Genomic DNA, 22008 nt, shown 5'->3' with positions numbered 1-22008 from the left:
CATGCGGGTCAGGCCCGCATTGTTCCAGAAACGCGATGGGACGGTGCGTATCGCCTCGAATTCCCACCAACCCTGCTCTCCAGATCCATGTCCGAGCCCGAGTCGTGTCGGGAGCCAGTCGCGCCAAGCCGAGCCGGCGCCTTCGGCTTTAGCCCCTCTCCCGTTTACGGGAGAGGGGTTGGGGTGAGGGTACGCGCGTCAAGCGCGTGACAGATGGCCGCCAGCACGTCATCCCGGCGCAGCAGCACGTCATGATTCCAGAAGCGCAGCACCTCGTAGCCATAGGCTTGCAGGTAACGCGTACGCGTGGCATCCGTGAAGGAGTTCGCGTGCTGACCGCCATCGAGCTCCACGATTACGCCGGCTTCCAGACAGACGAAGTCGGCGACGTAGGGCCCGATCGGATGCTGGCGCCGAAACTTCCATGTCACCAGCGCGCGATTGCGCAAGTAACGCCACAGCAGGCACTCGGCGTCGGTCATGCCGCGCCGCAGTGTTCGTGCGAAGCGCGTTTTGGCGCCTGCGCGCATCCTTGAATTTCCCGCCTTGATCCCGCTGCAGCTCGGGGCTTCGGGAGTGATGTGCCATCGGTAAAGTCCGATCTTTCCGTCGGCCCTCACCCCAACCCCTCTCCCGTAAACGAGAGAGGGGCTAAAGCAGCGCGGCTGACTTGTAGTGCTCAACACGGGCGCCGGACCGGAACAGGAGCCACGAAAAAGCCGCCCGAAGGCGGCTGTTTCGTGATGCATGTGGATCGTGGATCGGCGGACGATCCGCCGCCTGACTTAGCCGTTCAACCGCTTCGCCAGCGCCGCGCCCAGATCACCCGGGGACTTCACCGTGGTGACGCCGGCCTTCTCCAGCGCCTCGAACTTGCCCTCGGCCGTGCCCGCGCCGCCGGAGGCGATCGCGCCGGCATGGCCCATGCGCTTGCCCTTCGGCGCCGAGGCGCCGGCGATGAAGCCGACCACCGGCTTGGTGACGTACTCGCTGATGAACTCGGCCGCTTCCTCTTCCGCGCTGCCGCCGATCTCGCCGACCAGGATGATGCCTTCGGTCTGCGCGTCGTCCTGGAACAGCTTCAGGCAGTCGATGAAGCTCAGGCCGTTGATCGGGTCGCCGCCGATGCCGATCACCGTCGACTGGCCGAGGCCGGCGTCGGTGGTCTGCTTCACGGCCTCGTAGGTCAGCGTGCCCGAGCGCGACACGATCGCAACCTTGCCGGGCTTGTGGATGTGGCCCGGCATGATGCCGATCTTGCACTCGCCCGGGGTGATGATGCCGGGGCAGTTCGGCCCCACCAGCACGACATCGTCGTAGCCCTTGAGCACGTTCTTGACCCGCAGCATGTCGAGCACCGGAATGCCTTCGGTGATACACACGATCACCCGGATGCCGGCGTCGGCGGCCTCCAGGATCGCGTCGGCCGCGAACGGCGGCGGCACGTAGATCACCGACGCGTCGGCGCCGGTCTCGGTGACGGCCTCGGCGACGGTGTTGAAGACCGGCAGGCCCAAGTGCTCGCTGCCGCCCTTGCCCGGGGTCACGCCGCCGACGACCTTGGTGCCGTAGTCGAGCATCTGTTCGGCGTGGAAGGTGCCCTGCTGGCCGGTGAAGCCCTGCACGATGACCTTGGTGTTCTTGTTGACCAAAACGCTCATGGAATTCGAATCCTTGGTGGTTTGGCCCCTCTCCCGCTTGCGGGAGAGGGGTTGGGGTGAGGGCGGCTCTCGGCGAGAAACCAAGGCGCCCACATCCGCCCTTCGGGCACCTTCTCCCGCAAGCGGGAGAAGGGCAAAAAAGCCATGCGGGGTCAGGCGGCCTTGGCGGCTTCGACCGCCTTCTTCGCGCCGTCGTTGATGTCGTCTGCCGGGGTGATGGCCAGGCCGGAGTTCTTCAGCAGCGCCTTGCCGGCCTCCACGTTGGTCCCCTCCAGGCGCACGACCACCGGCACCTTGACGTCGACTTCCTTGACCGCGGCGATGATGCCCTCGGCGATCATGTCGCAGCGCACGATGCCGCCGAAGATGTTGACGAAGATCGCCCTGACGTCGGCGTCGCTCAGGATCAGCTTGAACGCCTCGGTCACGCGCTCCTTGTTGGCGCCGCCGCCGACGTCGAGGAAGTTCGCCGGCTCGCCGCCTTCCAGCTTGATCACGTCCATGGTCGCCATCGCCAGGCCGGCGCCGTTGACCATGCAGCCGATGTTGCCGTCCATGGTCACGTAGTTCAGGTCGTGCTGGCTGGCGGCGACCTCGGTCGCGTCCTCCTGGCGGATGTCGCGCATCGCCACCAGGTCGGCGTGGCGGAAGGCGGCGTTGTCGTCGGAATTCATCTTGCCGTCGAGCACGGCCAGCTCGCCGGATTTCAGGATCGCCAGCGGGTTCAGCTCCACCAGCGACAGGTCCTTCTCGTTGAACAGCTTGAACAGGCCCATCATGATCTTCGTCAGCTGGTTGACCTGCTTGCCGGTCAGGCCCAGCGCGAAGCCGAGCTCGCGGCACTGGTAGGGCTGCAGGCCCTGCACGAAGTTGATGTTGAGGGTCTGGATCGCATCGGGGTTCTCCTCGGCGGTCTTCTCGATCTCCACGCCGCCCTCGCTGGAGGCGATGAAGGTCACCGACTGGGTGCCGCGGTCGACCAGCACCGACAGGTACAGCTCCTGGGCGATGTCGGTGGCCTGGGTGACCAGCACCGTGTCCACCGGCAAGGCCACGCCGGCCGACTGGTAGGTTTCCATCTTCGTGCCGAGCATCGCCTTGGCGGCGTCGCGCACGGCGTCGAGCGTCTTGCACAGCTTCACGCCGCCGGCCTTGCCGCGACCGCCGGCGTGGATCTGCGCCTTGACCACCCAGAAGTCGCCGCCGATCGTCTTGGCGACGTCGACCGCCTCGTCCGCGGTGCGCGCGACGCGCCCGGCGGGTACCGCGATGCCGTAGTCGGCAAAAAGCTGTTTCGCCTGATATTCGTGGAAATTCATGTGGGGTCCATGCGTGGGAGGGTCGTGAGCACACCGGCACGGCCCTGGGGCGGCCGGAATGCCTCGCCGCGCACGGTCGATCGCGGCACGAGGCCGGCGAAGGGCGCGGACGGCCCGCTATTCTCGCCCATGCAGCCATCGCGGGCAAAATCGACTTTGGTCGCGGCCGATGATGGCCCGCCAATCCGTAGGAGCGCCCCATGGGCGCGATACCGCGCCAGGCAGTCGTTTCCGCTGCGATGAGAGATGGGCCGTCGCCACGGGTTTCGCCAATGAATCGCCGGCGCTTCAAGCTTTTATGGTGGTTCGCCCATTGCGAGAGGCTCGGCTGCCTATTTGCACCGCCCGTGGCGACGGGGCTGATCTCACCGCAACGGAAACGACTGCCTGGCGCGGCCTTATACTCGCCGACATCCGTTTTTCACCGGTCCGCCGCTTGTTCGCGACCCCCACCCGCCCCGTCTATACCGACCGCGTGCTGCGCCGCGAGCTGCACCTGTTCGCGCTGTACCGCATCCTCGAGGCCAGCCTGCTGGCACTGATGGTGTTCAGCCCGGCCGGGGCGCTGATCGGCGAGCCGCACGACCCCCTGCTGGCGCGCGCGATCTGCATCGCCTACCTGCCAGCCTCGCTGGCCCTGTTCCATTGGTCGCGGCGCTCGGACACCAATATGTCGGAACAGGCGCTGATCGGCGCCCTGCTCGATATCGCCGTGGCGACGCTGGCGGTGCATGCGTTGCCCACCGCCGGGCCCGGCGTAGCGCTGATGCTGCTGGTCAACCTGGGCGCCGCGGCGCTGTTTCTGCGGCTGCGGCTGGGGCTGTTCACCGCCGCGGTCGCGGCGCTGGCGATGCTGGCCGAGTACGTCTGGTCGTATCTAGACGAAAGCAGCGTCCGGGGCCCGCTGGCGGAAGTGCTGATGTTCACCGTCAGCTTCTTCGCCATCGTCACCCTGACCGACCTGCTCGGCCGGCGCCTGCGCGAGAGCCAGGCGCTGGCCGAGCGTCGCGGCCTGGAGGCCGAGAGCCTGGCCGGCGTCAACGAGCTGATCATCCGCCGCATGCGCACCGGGGTGCTGATGGTCGACGGCACCCGCTACATCCGCCTGGCCAACGAGGCCGCGCTGCAGCTGTTCGGCCACGCCGACCGCCTCGAGGGCCACGCGCTGTCGGAACTGTCGCCGGAATTGGCCGCGCGCCTGGACCACTGGCTGCGCAGTGGCGACAGCGACGAGACCCCGCTGCTGTACGGCGCCGAACAGCTCGAGATCCAGCCGCGCTTCGCCCGCTTGCTGGCCGGTGGCAACACCGTGCTGGTGTTCCTCGACGATGCCTCGCTGGTCTCGCGCCGCGCCGAGTCGCTGACCCTGTCGGCGATGGGCCGGTTCTCGGCCAGCCTCGCGCACGAGATCCGCAACCCGCTGGCGGCGATCAGCTACTCGGTGCAGTTGCTGGAGGAGTCCGGGGACCTGCCCGACAGCGACCGTCGCCTGGTGCAGATCATCCATCAGCAGTGCCAGCGCACCAACGGCATCGTCGAGAGCGTGCTGGGGCTGGCACGGCGTGAACGCGCCATCACCGAGCAGTTCGACCTGGTGGACTTCGTGCGCCGCTTCATCGACGAGTACCGCCAGATCATGCCGGACGAGAACGGCGTTCTGCGCAGCGGCGGGCGCGAGCGGCCACTGCCGGGTCTGTTCGACCGCAAGCACCTGCACCAGGTGCTGACGGTGCTGGTGCAGAACGCGATCAACTACGGCCGCATGCCGGGCGAGTCGGCGCGGATCACCCTGTCGGTGGTGGAACGCGATGGACGGCCGGCGATCGAGGTCAGCGACCGCGGCCCGGGCGTCCCCGACGCCGTGGCACCGCAGCTCGGGCGCCCCTTCTTCACCACTTCCGAACACGGCACCGGCCTGGGCCTGTACATCGCCCGCGAGCTGTGCCGCGCCAACGGCGCCAGCCTCGACTACGTGTCGGTCCCCGCCGGCGGCGCCTGCTTCCGCATCGTACTGTCCGGCCGCAACCCCCTGCTCTCCGCCTGAGCGCCCGCACCCGAGCTGCGTCGTAGGAGCGCGCCATGCGCGCGATGCCGCGGACACGTCGTCGCCACCGGGTCCCATCCACCGGCGCGCCTCCCGGCCCGGCATCGCGTCATCCACCGAATCCTGCCGACACCCGCGGCATCGCGCCTATGAGGCGCTCCTACGACCCATGAGCTGGCACGCCGAAGCGCCTGCGACCGGGGCACACGCCGGCGTAGGAGCGCGCCATGCGCGCGATGCCGCGGGCACGTCGTCGCCACCGGATCCCGTCCACCGACGCGCCTCCCGGTTCAACATCGCGGCATCCACCGAATCCTGCCGACACCCGCGGCATCGCGCCTATGAGGCGCTCCTACGTGGACCGGCACGCCGAACCACCCGCGAGATCCGGCACCACATCCGGTATCGCGCGATGCCGACACCCTTCGACGATCACGCCGCTCCAAACCATGCCGACGACCCGCTCTCGGGCCAATCGCACGCCGGCAATGCGCCCAAAACGACGCCAATCCACCCGCCACTCCTGCCCAAAACCACCCGAACTGGCCGTTTTCCGCCACCCAACGCGTGCTCTGAGGCACAATAGCCACAGTCCGCAAGAGCCTGCCCATGAGCGACAATCGCAGCGTCCTGATCGTCGACGACGAGCACGACATCCGGGAATTGCTGGTGCTGACCCTGGGCCGCATGGGCCTGCGCACCGATACCGCCGCCAATCTCAATGCCGCCCGGCAGATGCTCGGCACCGTCGCCTACGACCTGTGCCTGACTGACATGCGCCTGCCCGACGGCTCCGGCCTGGAGCTGGTGAGCGAGATCTCCACCCGCTTCCCCAACACCCCGGTGGCGGTGATCACCGCCTACGGCAACGTCGAGGCCGCGGTGGAGGCGCTCAAGGCCGGCGCCTTCGATTTCGTCAGCAAGCCGGTCGACATCCACATGCTGCGCGGCCTGGTCAAGCAGGCGCTGGAGCTCAACGAGCGCGGCCGCACACAGACAGATGACGCCGGCCGCCTGTTCGGCGAGTCCGAAGCCATGGTCGGCCTGCGCCGCACAATCGCCAAGGTCGCGCGCAGCCAGGCGCCGGTGCACATCAGCGGCGAGTCCGGCACCGGCAAGGAGCTGGTGGCCCGCACCATCCACGCCCAGGGCTCGCGCGCCGGCGGGCCGTTCATCCCGGTCAACTGCGGCGCGATTCCCACCGAGCTGATGGAAAGCGAGTTCTTCGGCCACAAGAAGGGCAGCTTCACCGGCGCCCACGCCGACAAGCCGGGCCTGTTCCAGGCGGCCGACGGCGGCACCCTGTTCCTGGACGAAGTGGCCGAGCTGCCGCTGGCGATGCAGGTCAAGCTGCTGCGCGCGATCCAGGAGAAGACCGTGCGCCCGGTGGGCGCCTCGGCCGAGGTGACCGTCGACGTACGCATCCTCTCCGCCACCCACAAGGACCTGGCGCAGCTGGTCGACTTGGGCAGCTTCCGCCACGACCTGTATTACCGCATCAACGTCATCGGCCTGCACGTACCGCCGCTGCGCGAACGCACCGGCGACCTGCCGCTGCTCTCCACCGCGATCCTGAAGCGCCTGGCCCAGGCCATGCACCGGCCGGCGCCGGAACTGTCCGCCGACGCCCTGGACACGCTGGAGGCCTACGCCTTCCCCGGCAACGTGCGCGAGTTGGAGAACATCCTCGAACGCGCACTGGCGATGGCCGACGGCGACAACATCGAGGCCGACGACCTGCAACTGCCGCGCGGCGCGAGCGCCCACGCCCAAGGCGCGCCCAAGCCGCCGCCGGACCCGCGCACCATGAGCCCCTACGACACCGCCTCCAGCGCCCTGCCCTCGTACATCGAGGAGATCGAACGCGCCGCCATCCAGCAGGCGCTGCAGGAGAACCGCTACAACAAGACCAAGACCGCCAGCGCCTTGGGCATCACCTTCCGCGCGCTGCGCTACAAGCTGAAGAAGCTCGGGATCGAGTAGCACCTGGACAGATCCGCCTCCGTAGGAGCGCGCCATGCGCGCGATACCCGCACGCTCAAACGCTTCCATCATTCCCATCACCGGCGCACCCGACACTCGCGCAACCCGGCGCTCAGCCGATCGACCGTCGCGAAATCCGTCACGCTTTACTCAAATCTAGGGTCGGCCCCATCTCCATAAAGTGTCACCTCCCGCAATGAAGTGACACAAATGGTCACGAACCGTTCGCCGCCAGCAGGTGCTTTTGTGACTGCGCCGAAATCGCCCCCATGACCGCCCCCACAATGTCCGTCTTGGCACGCATCCTGCGTACACTCTTGCTGCACGTGCGGCGTCGCACGGCAGCCCAACGGACCCGGCGCCAGCCGACCACGCGGCACGTGAAGTTCAAACCACTCCTAGGGGATACACCATGAAAAAGCAGCAAGGCTTTACCCTGATCGAACTGATGATCGTCGTCGCGATCATCGCCATCCTGGCGGCCATTGCGCTGCCGGCATACCAGAACTACGTCGCCAAGTCGCAGGCCACTGCCGGTCTGGCCGACATCCGAGGTGGCGTGACCGCTTACGAGGAAGGCATCCAGTCCGGCCGCTCGGGGACCCCGAATCTGGAAGCCATTGGTCTATCGGACTCGACGCCTCGCTGTGGCATCACGATCCCCAGCCCATCGTGGACGGCAGCGCGCGACCAGAGCATCGTGTGTACGCTGAAGGGCAACCCGAACGTCGTCGGCAGAACGATCACTCTGACCCGCAACGGCTCCGGCCAGTGGCCCTGCACCGTCTCTAATGATCTTGATGATAATCATACGCCGGGTGGCTGCGAATAATCGATCGCACCACAGGCTTGAAGGGACAGCTGTCCCTGACTAGAGGTATAAGGAGCCCCGCTTCGGCGGGGCTCCTTACATTGAACGTTCCAAACGTCAGGTCCGCACAGGGGGCCGTCATGCCTAAATCAAACGGATTCACCTTGATCGAGTTGATGGTCGTGGTCGCCATCATCGCTATCCTGGCGGCGATCGCACTGCCGGCGTATCAGAACTACACCATCCGCGGCCAACTTACTGGGGCACTGGCAGACATTAACAGTGGGCGTAGCATGTTCGAGTCCAAGTTGATCGCCGATAACATCACTAGCTTCGACCCCTCCGCCATCGGGCTGGCTACCAGTACGCCCCGCTGTAGCAGCATCAATCTTGCCTCAGGTCCGACTGGGCATATCGAGTGCATCGTGCGCGGCGCGCCGCCAATCAACGGTGATGCGCTACGCATCACGCGGGCAGCATCGGGATCCTGGACCTGCAGTACCGCGCCTGATACGCCAGATGCCTATAGACCGAACCACTGCAACTGACGCAGCGCACATTGACAATGATAGCGGTAGATCTCTCGCCTTAGACGTAGTCAGTGCGTCGCGATCCGGACACCTCTAGAAAACGGATACGCAATGAAGCCGATCCACCGAACCCCGCTGTGGGCCGCCCTCCTGCTGCTCGTTACTGTGGCCGTGTACTGGCCCGGACTATCCGGGGGCTTCATCTTCGACGACATCTCGACCATCGTCGACAACGAACGTGTGCACGCTACGACCCTTGATGCCGAATCGCTGATCCGCGCGGCTCGGTCGTTCGAACCCGGCGGCACACTGGGCAGCCGACCGATCGCGATGTCCAGCTTCGCTGTCGACTATGTCTTCGGTGAGCTGGACCCCTGGGGATACAAGCTGGTCGGCCTGCTGGTCCATCTGGCCAATACGCTGCTGATCTTCATGCTGGTGCGGCGCTTGCTATCACTCCCTTCGGTAGGGGGGGAGGCTTGGGCAGTTGCAGCAAGCGGGGCCGTTGCGCTGCTGTGGGCCATCCATCCCCTGCAGGTTTCCACGGTGCTGTACGTGGTCCAGCGCATGGAGACGCTCTCCCTGACGTTCGTGTTATTGGCCCTACTCGCCTACCTGCGCGGGCGCAACCTGCAACAACAGGGACGGCGGGCGTGGCCTTGGTTGCTGGCCTGCCTGCCACTGGTGGGACTGGGCATGGCGGCAAAAGAGTCCGCCATTCTGTTCCCGGGCTATGCACTGGGACTGGAACTGACGGTATTGGGCTTTGCCGCCACCAGCGCCCGCACTGCTCGGGCATGGCGTTGGAGCTATGCCTTGGCCGTCGCCGCCGCCGCGGCAACTTTCCTGCTCCTGATCGTGCCGCAATATTGGTCGGACGGCTATCTGACCCGCAACTTCGGCACGACCGAGCGCCTGCTCACGCAGCTACGGGTATTGCCCATGTACCTGGGCCAGATCCTACTGCCGTTGCCTGGCAGCATGCCGTTCTACTACGACCACCTTGCCCCGTCGCGCGGCCTGCTGGAACCTGCCACCACTTTGCTCGGCGGCTTGCTGCTGACCGCGCTACTGTTAAGCGCGCTCGCACTGCGCCGTCGCGTGCCTCTCTTCGCACTGGGTGTGCTGTGGTTCTTCGCCGCACACGCCTTGACCAGCAATGTGGTGGCGCTGGAGCTGGTATTCGAGCATCGCAATTACTTCGCCCTTCTCGGCGTGCTACTGGCGCTAACCGACCTGGTCCGCCGAATCCCGATGCGAGATAGTCCGACATTGAAGTACATAGCCGTTGCCGCCGTCATTGCCGGCTTCGGAGTCCTGGCAGTGATCCGTGCCAGCATCTGGGGCGACCCATTCCTACTGGCAACCGACCTTGCGTCCAAGAACCCGGAATCCGGCCGAGCCAGCGCCGATCTGGCCGCGGCCTACCTGGAAATGACCGACGGCCATCAGAACTCTCCATTCAACGATTTCGCCATGCGGGAGTTCGAACGCGGATCGCTGCTGCCGGGCGCCTCGATCGTCAGCGACCAGGGCCTGATCCTGACTGCCGCCCAGGCGGGCCGGCCGATCAAGGATGAATGGTGGCTGCGGCTGATCGACAAGGTGAAGCACGGCACACTGAGCCCCGAAACAACTGGCGCGCTGTTCGGACTGCTGCAGAACCGCTACAAGGACGTTCCACTCAATGACGACCACCTGATCGATGCGTTCCTGGCGTTGTTCTCCCGCGCCAGCCTGCCTCCCTACAGCTATACCCAATTCGGCGACTATGTACTTGTCAAGGTGGGCGACGAGCAACTTGCCGACCAGGTATTTGCGTTGGCGATGGAACGCAGCCAGGCACACCCGGATTACGCACGGAAGATCGTGCAGGTCTTGCGCAGCGAAGGGCATCTTCGGCAGGCACGCGTTGCACTGGACCGCGCGCACGAGCTCGGAATGCTTATGGAAATAAGCCGAGATGATCTGGATGTTGACGATCAAGCAAACTAGCCCGGAACGAATCTAGCAGTCGAAAGTCGTCGGCCACCAGCTAGGACCCCGAGCCCCATAAGACACCCCGCCAGTAGCTGCCACTAGCATCCGGCATTGGCTTGCTCGGATCTTACGCAAGAAAGCTAATGCCGACCTCACTCGGGAATTCGATGCTGAACCGCCCCGACCTTTCCCCGGATGTCCAGGAGCGGGCAGTACGGCTGGTGCTGGAGCAGCAGGCTGAGCACGGTTCGCATCAACAAGTCTCTGAAATTCTCGGGACGGTTCATCTTCAAGAACCACGAAGCAGGCCAACGAATAAGTTCAATGCGAAGCATAAAGAGTCGCTTCCAATGCCCGTTCGAGTTGCTCTGCAATTGAGTCCCAGGTCCTGGCCAATGACATCTTGGCAGGGCGAGGATCAGAGAGCTGGGAGGCGATGCGCCCCGCAAGCGCAGCACCGTCACCTGGTGGATAGAGTTTGTCCGCCTCGTCCGACAGCAATCGCGCAGCCTCGCCGACTTCAGCTGCAACAAACGGCAAACTGCAAGACACCATCTCGACGAGCTTCTGCGGGTGGCAAGATCGGCCGAAAGCAGTATCTCGATTGCAGACCACACCAACGTCTAGCGCACGCATCAATAGTGGCATTTGAGCATGCGGCAGCAAACCAAGGTCGAAAGCCCCTTGCGGGATTGCCTTCGCCACAGAATGGCTTCGTGGGCCTGCAACAACGAGCCGCAGTTCGGAGTCACGTGCATGCAAACGGCGAAATGCATCAAAAAGATCGGCGATACCGCGCGAAGCGTAGAGGGCGCCAGCCGTTCCTATGAGACGTCCGGATGCCGGCAGCCCGAGCATTCTTCGGGCCTCAGTCTGCTGGACAACAGGCGCAAAGTCATTCGGTACGCCGTTGCAGACCACCTCGATCACAGGTGGCACCTTGCCTCTGCCGGGCAGAACGTCGGCCAAGCTTTGGCTGACCGCGGTCAGCGCCTGCGCTTGACTGCAGGCACGGCGAAGAGCTCCACGAAGCCCTGGTGAACGGGTCAGGCCGAAAGCTTCATAATCGTCGTAAAGGTCGAGTATCACCGGCACTCCGAGTCGCTTTGCAAGTCGCACACCTGCCACGAGGTGGAGAGCATCGGAACTCGCCCAGATTACATTTGGCCGCCAAGCCAGCGCCTCTGAATGCTGCATTTTCGTTATCAGCGGGAGCCAAGGCAAGGCATCCACAGATCGCCAACGCACGCCACGTTCCTCTCGCACCAGCGCGCCCCTCGTGCGATAGGATGTTGCAACTACAGCAACCGACGCGCCGCGTGCTGCCAACGCTACGGGCAGTTCGAACAGGCGGCCGTAGCGGTCGTCAAGAAGATCCTTCCCGGTGTACTGCCGCTTGCAGAGCACAAGCACGCGCATCAGCGACTTTCCACTCCCCGCATGACGCCACGGATCAGCTCCAGATTGGCTGTGGCGACCTGCTCGATCCGGAATCGCCGCTCTACAATGTTGCGCGCCAGGCGCCCTCGCGCGAGTATTTCATCGTCAGTCGCCATGAGCATCGCATCGAAGCAGGCCGCCAATGATGCTTCGTCATCTGGCTCGCAAACCCATCCCGCCCCCTCGGCGACCACAGCATCAATTCCTCCGCAGCGCGTGCAGAGCACCGGAAGCCCGGCCTCCATGGCTTCAAGAGCCGCGTTTGACATGCCTTCATAGCGCGAAGGAAGCAGAAACACGTCCACTCCGATCAAAAGCTCACGTACGTGTTTGGCTTCCACTGCACCCAGGAATCGCACGACGTCTTGCAAGCCCAAGGCGCGCATCTGCTGCTCAAGTACCGACCGAAGAACGCCTTCGCCTACGAGATCGACATGGAAGCGCGCACGACCTGATCGAAAACGGGCCAATACAGGCAGCAGAAGATCCAGACCCTTCTGGTATTCGAATCGTCCAGTCCACAACAAGCGCCTGGCGGGAGCAACCGATTTACGCAGCACTGGCGCTTGCACGGAAATGCCATTAGGAATGATGCTACGAGGCGCATTCAAGAGACCGAGTGCATCGAGATCTTCCGCAATGTCGGCATTAATCAGGTTGATTGCACTAATTCGCCTATCGAGTAGCCTGACCCATAGTCGCCACCCAGGAATGGAACGGAGAAACGCGGCGTCGCCGTTGCCACGGGCATTGATCGGTACCGCGATGATCGGCCATGGGCAGACGCCAATCGTTGCCAGTATGCATACGCCAACCAGACCATCACCCATGCCACGACAATAGACAGCGTCAAAGTCGCGGCGACGCCGTAGCACAAGGCGGGTCAGCGACAGGAGATAGGAGAGCGCACGACCCGTTCGCCCCCCCATGGTCCAAGTGTGGATTCGGTGTGTTCGTACGCGTGCGGTACCCAGCACCTGCTCACCCTTCGGAATGCGATGTCCAGCCACTTCGACCTTTATCCCGGCCGCGCACCATGCTTCGACCAACCTGGCGACTTGGTTCTCGGCTCCGCCCAGCACATGCGGTGGCAGGTTGCCGATCACGAGTAGGCGCAGCGGAGCCTCAGCCATAGCGCAGGCTCCAAGTTCGATACATCAATAAGGCCCATAGTGCATAGCCATGGTCTGCATGCCGTGAGAGATGCTCACTCAGGCAGCGCTCGACTGCAGCCGCATCGAGCATGGGGTCGGCCGCTATAGCCGATGGCGACAGCAGATCCTGCGCCCACGTACGTAGCGGACCACGTAGCCATGACGAAATCGGCACGTCGAAACCCTGCTTCCGCCTGCTGGCGAGCCCTTGCGGCAACTGGCGCTCGGCCAATTTGCGCAGCATACGTTTGCCAACACCACCCTTGGCGTGCCACGCGGGCGGCAGACGCCAAGCAAGCTCTAACAACCGATGGTCCAGCAACGGCACTCGCAGCTCCAGCCCGGCCGCCATACTGGCTCGGTCGAGCTTGACGTGGATACCTTCCGGCAGCGACAAGGCCTGGTCGACGAAGCGCATCCGCGCACCGAACTCGCGTAGTCGTGGCGGCGACCGCGGCCAAGTGAAGCCCGGCACGCGATTTGGCGGCGCCCCGGGCAGCGCACCCGGAAAGCCCAACAGGCGGCGATAGTAGTCATCAAAATCCCCACCACCCAGGCGCCCGGCTTGCCGGCGGAGTCGCTCGGCGATTGCGCCCGTGCCTGTGATCCCTGCGAGACCACGCGCACTACCGGCCATACCCCTGCGCAGTGCCTCGGGCCAATGACCGATTCGAGCCCAGAGTCGCTCACCATCCAAGTAGCGCTGGTAGCCATGGAAGAGTTCATCGCCGCCGTCACCGGTCAGCACAACCGTAACCTGGCCGCGCGCGGCATCGGCGACCAACAAGGCCGGCAACTGAGCCGCGTCGGCAAAAGGCTCGTCATAAACCTCTGGCAAACGCTCGACGAGCTCCAGCGCCGAACCTGATGGCAGCGGCAGAACTTCGTGGCGCGTACCTAGGTACAGCGCGGTTTCGCTCGCGTGCTCGGCCTCGTTGATACCAGCTTCCTCGAAGCAGACGGTGAAAGTACGTACGGAAGAAGAAGCCTGCCGCGCCATGCTTGCAACGACCAGACTCGAGTCGATACCACCCGAGAGCAATGCCCCGACAGGCACATCTGCGACCATCCGCATCGCGACAGCCTCGTCGAGCAAGTTCTGAATGGCTTCGAGCGCCGCCACCTCGCTCTCCCGCCATAGATCGTCGAGAGAGGCATCAACAATCTCTTCTAGCCGCCAGTAGCGCTTTATCATCGCCGCGAAATCCCCGGCATCCGGCGGCGATGCAGCATCCCTGAGCACGAACCGGACCAAACTGGCAGCCGGTAGCTTGAACACACCCGGATGGATGCTGAGCGGTGCAGGCACATAGCCAAGCGACAGCATCAGCGACATCGCGCCAGGATCTACCGCGTGTTGCCAAGCCGGATGGCGGCGTAGCGCCTTGAGTTCAGAGGCGAATACGAGGTCGCCGCCCAGCCAACCGACATATAGCGGCTTTTCGCCAGTGCGATCGCGCGCCAACCACAACTCCTGCCTTCGAACATCCCAGGCAGCTAATGCAAACATGCCGTTGCAGCGTTGCAGCGCGGCTTCAAATCCCCAGTGCGCAATAGCTTCCAACAGTACTTCGGTGTCGGAATGGCCGCGCCAGCCACCGATCCCGTCGCCCTCAAGAGTCAAGCGAATCGCGCGATGGTTGTAAATTTCACCGTTGAAAACCAGTATCCAGCGACCATCCTTGGATACCATAGGCTGTGCACCCGCGGCAGACAGATCGACGATCGCCAGGCGACGGTGTACTAAACCCAATGGGCCCTGTGGATTCCAAAGCCCCTCGTCGTCGGGACCGCGATGACGCAAGGACTCCCCCATGGCCGCCAACAGCGCGCTTCGTTCTTCGTTCCATGGCCCCAATATTCCGGCCAGCCCGCACATCAGGTCGGTACCCACGTCGGTGTCACGCGATTCTCAAGCACGACTAGCGCTACATCCGGGAGAGTACGGCCGGCATGCCTAGTGCGGTGCATCTGCTGCCAGATCTCCTGGGGCAAGCGCCATGGTCTGCGAGCGAGGAAGGACGCGAGACGCGTCGCTTTTCGCCATCGTCCATGCGTGCCAAAGGTGGGCATTGCCTGCAACGCCAAGCTTCGCGCGACGCGCTTCACCAATCGCTCGGCCGTGGGTAGCTCCATATGCAGTTGCATGTCGAGGCGCATCGCCAAGACTTCCAAGGCCCGTAAATTCCAACGCGTCAGGTGGTGGGGCGGCGCGTTGAACGGATCAGTCCAGGCATGCTCATAGCTCATGGGAGTCAGCGGAACAGAGAAAAAGAGCCGCCCACCTTCCCTCAACAAACCCTGCGCTTGCTGCAACAAGCCCACAGGATCATTTACATGCTCGACAACGTGCCAAAAGGTGATAGCGTCCACGCCATCTGTCAGCAGGCTCTGCACCTCATTGAACCCTCCCAGAACAACTTCGTGTCCATGACGCCTCGCCTCTTGCACTGCATCGCGATTGTGATCGACACCGATGGTCCGGAGGCCCTGTACGCCGCGAAGTGAGGAAAGGAAACGGCCATCTCCGCAGCCCACGTCCAGCAGAACGCGAGTACCTTGCGCTAGTGGAGTGTCGTCGCCCAACAGCTTCCGACATGCCTCCCACTCCCAGCGCCACACGGGATAGTCGAAGCCCGAGCGAGTGAGCCACTCGTAGAAGGCCGAGCCGGGCTCGGACATCGGCATGGCAAATTCGAGCCCACAATCCCGACAGCGATAGAGGTCGGGCACATTCTTCATCACATCACGAACACCAGTACGACCGAGAGCACGCTCGAGCGCATCTGCAGTCGCTTCTCGATCCCCCGACACAAGCAGGACAGCGTCTTGTTCACAGACAACACATTTCCTGTCAGTGCTCATGTAGGCTTCCTGCACGAGGCTTCAACCCCGTTGCCGCCGTGGCTGACCTCGATCTCCTCCGCACCCAACGAGACGAGGAACCGACGGATCTCGGCGGCCGTGCGCCGATGCTTGTATACATCGGTCATCGCGTCATGGGTATCGAGCAGCATCCATTCGTAGTACATCTCGCGGTCGCGCAAGCCGAAGTGCGGATAGTAGTTGACGATCGGATTGAGACGGCTCAACACGAACTGGATCCAGCGCGACTTCCTGAAGCGCCAGACCAGCGGGAACCAAAAGTCAACAACGTGCTTGACTGCCTCGAACTGCCGCCCCTTCGGCACACGGAGGAAATACCAACGGTAAGCCATACCCGCTACGCCTAGCGGAGGAGGAAGATAGTTGCGTATCTTTCGTCGATAGTGGTCGAATACCAGCCGCCCGCCAGGACGCACGCGCGACCACAGCGCACGCAATGTCTCCTCGGGGTCGGGAGTGTGCTGAACGACGCCGAGGCAAACCACGAGGTCGTAGACAGCCTCGGGGAAGGGCATTCGACGAATATCTGCCTGAACGATGCTCAGCCCGGAATTCTTTCCATTGTTCGTCGCATTCGCAGCGACGGCGCCGGAGTAGTCGAAAGAATCAACCGTGGCGCCATGGGCGAGCAACACTTCAGTGAACCGCCCTGCACCGGAGCCCGCCTCGAGTACCAGCTGACCTTGAAGGCAAGCGAGGTCGGCGCGCAGGCAACGGGCAAGACGGCTGGCCGACAATGGAATGCCCGTCGCCGAATCCAGCTGAGTCCGCGGGAATCGCACCCACTGCTCGCCGAAAGCCCGTGCGTAGTTGTCATCGGACACGAAGCGAGGGATACCATCCACTATTTGGTAACGGGTCCCATCCTCGGCAATGAAGGCGCCTTCCTCCCAAATCAGAGGACCCCCGTCATCTGGAGCAACGAGGCGGGGGCAGCGGTAATTCATTCTGCAATCCTGCGGGCAGTTGAGCATGTTTTGCTAGCTGTAGTAGACGTCGGCCTGAGCACGAACACCCGGCACGATGAACCAAGCCAACGAGCGAAGCACGCACGCGCAGGAATCGACAAACGTTCGGCGCAAATCATGCTGCCGGTATAGAACAGGCCAACTGGGCGCACCACTTGGACTGCAAAACCTGCGTCGGTGAAAACCTTTCGCCACCATCGTGCCGAGAAATACCAAGCCTCGGTGAGTGCTGAGCCACGTTCACCATGGCGAGAAGGCCACAGAATGGAAGGAGCGGAACCGGCTGACGGATGGTCAGGATGCGCAGTCACGTACCGTGCGGCATCGCTGCGCAGGCGCTGGACTACCCGCATGGCCAGCCAAGGATAATGGCTGAGGTGTGTCCACCAGCGCCAGGCGGGAGTAGGAAGAACATGTACGGCTAGCCCATCGGGCGTCAACACACGAAATGTCTCGGCTAGCAGTTGCGATAGGTCCTGCACGTGCTCAAGTACGTTCGAGCTGAACACTACATCTACGCTGGCGTCGTCTAGCGGCAAGTTGCGTCCGTCGTAGTCGATGATCGGGTAGAGACGATCATTGACGTATGCACTGCCGGGCAAATCGACAGCCGTGACTTCGAAGCCCAACGACGCCAGGCGCGCCGCCTGGCGCCCGGTGCCCGCCCCGATATCGAGCAGGCGCAGCTTCGCATCGCCCACCTGACCTCGACGCAAGTCACCCAGAATCTGGTGGAGTTCGAAGTCACGCACGGCGTGAAGGTGATGCAGGCTCATGGAATGGCTTCCAAGGTCCTTCTTCCGGCAACAAGAATGCGGCCCCAGACTATCGTCACCAGCATCCCTTCGGCGACAACGAGCGCTGCCGCGGCTCCCGCGACACCGTAGGCTGGAATCCAGAGGATCATCAGCATCAGGACAGCCATCATCGCAGCAAGCTCGCTCCAGAACCGCCAACGTTTCCAGCCGAAGCCGAGCAGCACATTGCTTCCAAGAGAACGCAGGCAATAAGCGGGAACCCAGAAAGCCAGTAGATGCAGGGCTGCGACCGACTCCCGAAACACCTCACCCAGCAGAAGCGGGACCAAATCAGCCCCATACCATAGAATCACCCCGGCGATCATTCCATAGGAAGCTACCGTGAGTGCCAATGTGCCCACCATGCGCACGGGGAACCGGCTGCCGCCTCCCGCGCTGAAAAGCCGCGGCATCACCGCAGTGACCAGGGCCTCCACCGGCAGGGCAACGAGATTCGCAAACCGATGCGCAGCGGTGTATTCACCTGCAAGACCAGCACCACCGACGCGCAACGCCACGGCCTTGTCGATCGACCCGAGGGCCAGCCCACTCGCCCAGACCGAGGAGAACCCTAGACCCGTAACCAAGTCGTTCCGGGACACGACCGCCTCCGCCGGTGGCGGCATTAACCGAAGCTGGCATCTCCGCAGGACGAGTCCTGCTGCGACTGCCGTCGCGGCGAGATGAAGCAGCGCATACATTTGAAGGCCATTTTCGACGGGCAACGCTGTAGCGATGCCGGCCGCAATCACTCTCGCGATTGATAAGACCACTGGAGCAGCGGCAGCCTGTGCGACCTGGCGCCGGCTTGCATATGCAAAGGCCGCATGGGTGATAAATGGCGCCATCAGCAGCTCTGCCGCGGCCACTGCCATCAGCAACAGCCATGGCAAATTAGGAAAGAGGAGCCATCCAGTCGCCAGGAACAGCAGTGACAACCCAATGCCGCTCCAGCCCAAGACGCGTAGTGCCTGTCTCCAGCGTAGGCCGAACATGGCGGGGTCGCGCGCCGTGTCCTGGTACATGCGTAACCCGAGTCCCAATCCGGCCAAACCGCTGAAGGCTAGCGCCAGTCCGGCAATCCCCGAAAAGCTACCGTAACCCTCAGCACCAAGAAAGCGCGCGAGCAATACTACCCAAACCAGCTGGGTAGTCAGTCGCGCCACATTCCATCCAAAGACTGCGATTGTCTGTGCCGCCAGCTGCCCTAGTCCAAAGCGCGCAAGAACGCGCCGGACCCGTGAATCGTTCTCCGAACGCGTCATCGGGCATCCCATAGGGCGGGGAGCTTGGCGTCACCTGCTTCGACCGCCAAGGGAAGAACCCATAACCGATAGATCAAAGTTGGGTAAATTCCGCCCATCAGCACATGCATTCTCTCCGGCACATGTCTCAGCAGCAATCGCCAGATAAGTGCTTGCGGCCTCTCAATCTCGAAAGTTGCCCGCAAGGCTTCATAATGTACCTGTTCAAAACGGAACCCGGCCGCTGAGAGTCGCCGCTCAAGGTCACGACGCGACAGCGGGCGACAATCGTAGAGCGCGCCCCTACCCCACAGGCGCAGCCATGCCGAACGCCACCGCTCCGGCCACCAACTCAGAAAAGCCAAGCGGTAGTGGGGCTCGACCAGCATCCAACGGTTAGGCACCGCAAGATAACCAGCGCCGTTGGGGCGCATCACCCGGCGCAACTCCGCCAAGTGTTCGGCCTGCTCCGCATCATCGCCAACATGTTCTATGACGTGATTGCTCAGCACGATGTCAAACGCATCATCTGCGAACGGTAAGCGTGTACCTGTTACCTGAGTAAAGCGATACCCTTCATAGACTAGACGGCTATCGACCACATCCACCGCCTCAACCTCAAAGCCCCCCTCCGGATGCGTGCCGAAATAGTGACTGATGCCGCCGGAGCCTGTACCCACCTCAAGCAGGCGCAGCGGGCCAGATCGCGCGTCAAGGCCTAGCAGGCGTTCAACCTTGCGAGCCTTCCATTGGCGTGAAGGCAAATCCAGTACCGCGTGCGGCTTACGGACAGTGTCTTCAGGCATCAAGAGCCTCCAGCAGATCCCACAACCTCTGCCCGAAGACGGGCCATGCCTTACCGGCCGCGAATTCACGGCACGCAACACGCTGATTGATCGTTCTTCCGTCCTCGAGCGCCCGCACCACTGCCATCGCGAAGGCTCGGGAATCCTCTGCCGGAATCAGCCAGCCGCTCCGTCCTTCCGCGATCGCATCAGGAACACCACCCACCGCATACGCCACGGTCGGCAAGCCATGAGCCGCAGCTTCAAGGGCAACCATGCCAAAGCCCTCTACGTCACCCGGAATCGCGCGTACGGGGAATACGTGCAGGTCTGCCTCTTCGTAAGCCGAACGCAAGGCGGACTCATCGCAACGACCGAGCACGCGGACGTGATCCTGCAAGCCGGCACGTGCAGCAGCAGCCTCGATCCGATCGCCCTCGCCGCCCTGCCCACCATGCAAAGCATCGACGGCATCCCCACCGATCACCGCCAGTACCACATCGGGACAAGCCGCAACAACCGCCTTCATGGCACCCTCAATGAACTCGACCAAGCCCTTGCGAGGAGTGAGTCGTCCCACCGACAGCAAAATGCGCTGCCCATCGAGGCCGAGGCTCCGCTTCCATCCTAGCGTTATCGGCAATGCCAAATCTGGCTGCACGTCGACACCAGGGTGCAAAACCATCACCTTGGCGGGATCCACTCCCCGCTTGATGGCCAAGACGCGCGTACTGGAACTGTTGGCGAGCACTAGGTGGGCAGCACGGATGGCCGGAAGCCAGAGACGGCGGTAGACGGGGTGCGCGGCCACCAGATCGAGCCCATGAACGTAGACGACGCTGCGCCCGCCAGCAAGGAGTGCCGCCAACCAAGCAAAGGGGGCCGTCAATCCACTCCCTGCAAGGACGATGCGCGGTCGATACCTCCAAGTGATGACGAGGCAACGGCCCAAGGCTCCCAGCCCAAAACGCCATAGCGGCCGGACTGGCGTCTCCATGACCTCCACCGTGGCAGGAAGGACCACCGACGCGCCCAACGGGGCAACAAGTTGTACCTGCGTTCGTTCGGCAAGCGACAGCAACATCCGGTGATTCAGTCGCTCCATGCCGCCTACCAGAGGCGGGAAGTTCCGCGTTACCAGCAGGATAGGCCGCACTTCACGAGCCGGCACTTGACTCACTCCCGTTCGCGCTCCCTGCGTGCTGCCAAGTATGTCAGGCCGGTAATCTGCTCCGACACCAAGCCAATCAGGAACACGATCACCGTCGCGCTGAACAACAAGGTGCTCATGTTGGTGAGGCGCCCCATCGTAACAAACGTCCAAGCGTAATAGCCCAACCCCGTTAGGAAAAAGCCGGCAGCCACCGGAACGAACAGCTTCAGTGGCGAATACAGCGTGGCAATCTTGAAAATTATCAGCAGGAAGCGTATGCCATCGCGTATGGGCTTGATGTGGCTCCTACCGATACGCTTGGCCACCGGGATAGGCTCGAAAATCACGCCATAGGCGCTGCGGAAGAAGGCCATGGTGCTGGTGGTGGGGTAGGAAAATCCGTTGGGCAACAGGTGCAGGAACTCTCGAAATTTGGATGCCCGCACTGCACGGAAGCCGGATGTCAAGTCCTTCACATCAAACCCCGTCATCCGGCTGGCCAGCCAATTGTAAAAGGCATTGGCCACTCCACGGCTCACACCGGCGTGGCCGTTCCAGTCGCGGGCGCCGACCACCATGTCGTAGCCCTGCTCCAGTCGCGCCAGCAGGCGTGGGATGCTGGCCGGGTCATGTTGGCCGTCGGCGTCCATGAAGATCAGGATGTCGCCGCTGGCGGCGCGGGCGCCGCGCTTGATGGCCGCACCGTTACCCATGGAGTACGGTGAGGACAGCACCTTGGCGCCCAGTTCCTTGGCCACTTCCGCGGTGGCGTCGGTGGAGCCGTCGTCAACGACGATGATTTCCGCCTCGGGCACCAGCGCGCGTAGGCTGGGCAACGTGCGGCGCAGGCCTTCGGCCTCGTTCTTGGCAGGCAGGATGACGGATATGTGCATAGGACTCCCCTGGCGCACAGGGTAGCCGGAAGGGGCTTGGGCGGGGAAGCTTCGATGCCAGGGTCGAAAGGAACGGGAACCGGTGCCCGATCGCGTGTTGACGTGGGGCACGGTTCCGGCCGTGGTGGCGCTGGAAGTTTCGGGCGCCGGGTCGGACGCCGGTATCGCGCGCATGGCGCGCTCCTTGTACGTTGGCTTCGGTTCCCAGATTGGCTATACCGACCACCGGTTTCCGGGGAAGCCGTTCGCTCCTTGAGGCAGTTGGTCTGACCTCGTCCGTAGAGCGGCTCCCCGCCCCATTCGCAGAGCACGAAGAGTGTCCCGGGCCGTTGAGCCAGCGTGACAAGGGTACGCCGCGAT

At 63.3% G+C, this 22008-nt stretch carries 18 protein-coding genes; 5 read left to right on the top strand and 13 right to left on the bottom strand.

Annotated features, from left to right (window positions below; all coding sequences use genetic code 11):
* Window positions 1-164: 164 nt before the first annotated feature.
* The 3 genes from FXO19_RS12905 to sucC form a co-directional block, all read right to left on the bottom strand.
* Window positions 165-530, bottom strand: coding sequence for an endonuclease domain-containing protein (locus FXO19_RS12905; RefSeq protein ID WP_149195518.1), 366 nt, complete (start codon window positions 528-530; stop codon window positions 165-167).
* A gap of 255 nt (window positions 531-785) precedes the next feature.
* On the bottom strand, window positions 786-1661 hold the full coding sequence (gene sucD, locus FXO19_RS12900; protein WP_149195517.1) for a succinate--CoA ligase subunit alpha: 876 nt from the start codon (window positions 1659-1661) through the stop codon (window positions 786-788).
* A 152-nt stretch (window positions 1662-1813) separates the two neighbouring features.
* Window positions 1814-2980, bottom strand: a complete 1167-nt coding sequence (sucC, locus tag FXO19_RS12895) for an ADP-forming succinate--CoA ligase subunit beta (protein WP_149195516.1) — start codon at window positions 2978-2980, stop codon at window positions 1814-1816.
* Between the two features lie 436 nt (window positions 2981-3416).
* Here sucC and FXO19_RS12890 point away from each other — a divergent pair, with 436 nt between their 5' ends.
* The 5 genes from FXO19_RS12890 to FXO19_RS12870 all read left to right on the top strand — a co-directional run bounded on the left by FXO19_RS12890 (window position 3417) and on the right by FXO19_RS12870 (window position 10343).
* A complete protein-coding gene (locus FXO19_RS12890; protein WP_255516411.1) occupies window positions 3417-5024 on the top strand; it encodes a sensor histidine kinase in 1608 nt (535 codons plus the stop codon).
* A gap of 609 nt (window positions 5025-5633) precedes the next feature.
* Window positions 5634-7007: a sigma-54-dependent transcriptional regulator gene (locus FXO19_RS12885; RefSeq protein ID WP_149195514.1), complete on the top strand. Its 1374-nt coding sequence runs from the start codon at window positions 5634-5636 to the stop codon at window positions 7005-7007.
* 412 nt (window positions 7008-7419) lie between these two features.
* Window positions 7420-7839, top strand: a complete 420-nt coding sequence (locus tag FXO19_RS12880) for a pilin (protein ID WP_149195513.1) — start codon at window positions 7420-7422, stop codon at window positions 7837-7839.
* A 119-nt stretch (window positions 7840-7958) separates the two neighbouring features.
* Entirely contained in the window at window positions 7959-8366 is a 408-nt protein-coding gene (locus FXO19_RS12875) for a pilin (protein ID WP_149195512.1), read from the top strand.
* Between the two features lie 93 nt (window positions 8367-8459).
* On the top strand, window positions 8460-10343 hold the full coding sequence (locus FXO19_RS12870) for a glycosyltransferase family protein (RefSeq protein ID WP_149195511.1): 1884 nt from the start codon (window positions 8460-8462) through the stop codon (window positions 10341-10343).
* A gap of 306 nt (window positions 10344-10649) precedes the next feature.
* Here FXO19_RS12870 and FXO19_RS12865 read toward each other — a convergent pair whose 3' ends face one another.
* The 10 genes from FXO19_RS12865 to FXO19_RS12820 all read right to left on the bottom strand — a co-directional run bounded on the left by FXO19_RS12865 (window position 10650) and on the right by FXO19_RS12820 (window position 21648).
* On the bottom strand, window positions 10650-11747 hold the full coding sequence (locus tag FXO19_RS12865; protein ID WP_149195510.1) for a glycosyltransferase family 4 protein: 1098 nt from the start codon (window positions 11745-11747) through the stop codon (window positions 10650-10652).
* Complete coding sequence (locus tag FXO19_RS12860) at window positions 11747-12901, bottom strand: glycosyltransferase family 4 protein (RefSeq protein WP_149195509.1); 1155 nt, start codon at window positions 12899-12901, stop codon at window positions 11747-11749. Before FXO19_RS12860 ends, FXO19_RS12865 begins: the two co-directional genes overlap by 1 nt.
* Window positions 12894-14816: an asparagine synthase (glutamine-hydrolyzing) gene (gene asnB, locus FXO19_RS12855; protein WP_149195508.1), complete on the bottom strand. Its 1923-nt coding sequence runs from the start codon at window positions 14814-14816 to the stop codon at window positions 12894-12896. The genes FXO19_RS12860 and asnB overlap by 8 nt, the downstream gene beginning before the upstream one ends.
* Complete coding sequence (locus tag FXO19_RS12850; protein WP_149195507.1) at window positions 14801-15787, bottom strand: class I SAM-dependent methyltransferase; 987 nt, start codon at window positions 15785-15787, stop codon at window positions 14801-14803. Before FXO19_RS12850 ends, asnB begins: the two co-directional genes overlap by 16 nt.
* Entirely contained in the window at window positions 15784-16755 is a 972-nt protein-coding gene (locus FXO19_RS12845) for a class I SAM-dependent methyltransferase (protein ID WP_187775774.1), read from the bottom strand. The genes FXO19_RS12850 and FXO19_RS12845 overlap by 4 nt, the downstream gene beginning before the upstream one ends.
* The gene (locus FXO19_RS12840) at window positions 16752-17552 is read right to left on the bottom strand and encodes a class I SAM-dependent methyltransferase (protein WP_149195505.1); all 801 of its coding nucleotides are present in this window, start codon (window positions 17550-17552) and stop codon (window positions 16752-16754) included. Before FXO19_RS12840 ends, FXO19_RS12845 begins: the two co-directional genes overlap by 4 nt.
* Window positions 17549-18838 carry a lipopolysaccharide biosynthesis protein gene (locus tag FXO19_RS12835; RefSeq protein WP_187775773.1) on the bottom strand — a complete coding sequence of 430 codons (1290 nt, stop codon included), beginning with the start codon at window positions 18836-18838 and terminating at the stop codon, window positions 17549-17551. The genes FXO19_RS12840 and FXO19_RS12835 overlap by 4 nt, the downstream gene beginning before the upstream one ends.
* Entirely contained in the window at window positions 18835-19623 is a 789-nt protein-coding gene (locus FXO19_RS12830; RefSeq protein ID WP_149195503.1) for a class I SAM-dependent methyltransferase, read from the bottom strand. The genes FXO19_RS12835 and FXO19_RS12830 overlap by 4 nt, the downstream gene beginning before the upstream one ends.
* Window positions 19616-20707: a glycosyltransferase family 4 protein gene (locus FXO19_RS12825; RefSeq protein WP_149195502.1), complete on the bottom strand. Its 1092-nt coding sequence runs from the start codon at window positions 20705-20707 to the stop codon at window positions 19616-19618. Before FXO19_RS12825 ends, FXO19_RS12830 begins: the two co-directional genes overlap by 8 nt.
* Window positions 20708-20778: 71 nt before the next feature.
* A complete protein-coding gene (locus FXO19_RS12820) occupies window positions 20779-21648 on the bottom strand; it encodes a glycosyltransferase family 2 protein (protein ID WP_149195501.1) in 870 nt (289 codons plus the stop codon).
* Window positions 21649-22008 lie beyond the last annotated feature (360 nt).

The sequence above is a fragment of the Luteimonas suaedae genome (assembly GCF_008312895.1).
GTDB classification, from domain to species: domain Bacteria; phylum Pseudomonadota; class Gammaproteobacteria; order Xanthomonadales; family Xanthomonadaceae; genus Luteimonas; species Luteimonas suaedae.
This window is presented reverse-complemented; position numbering and strand designations above follow the sequence as displayed.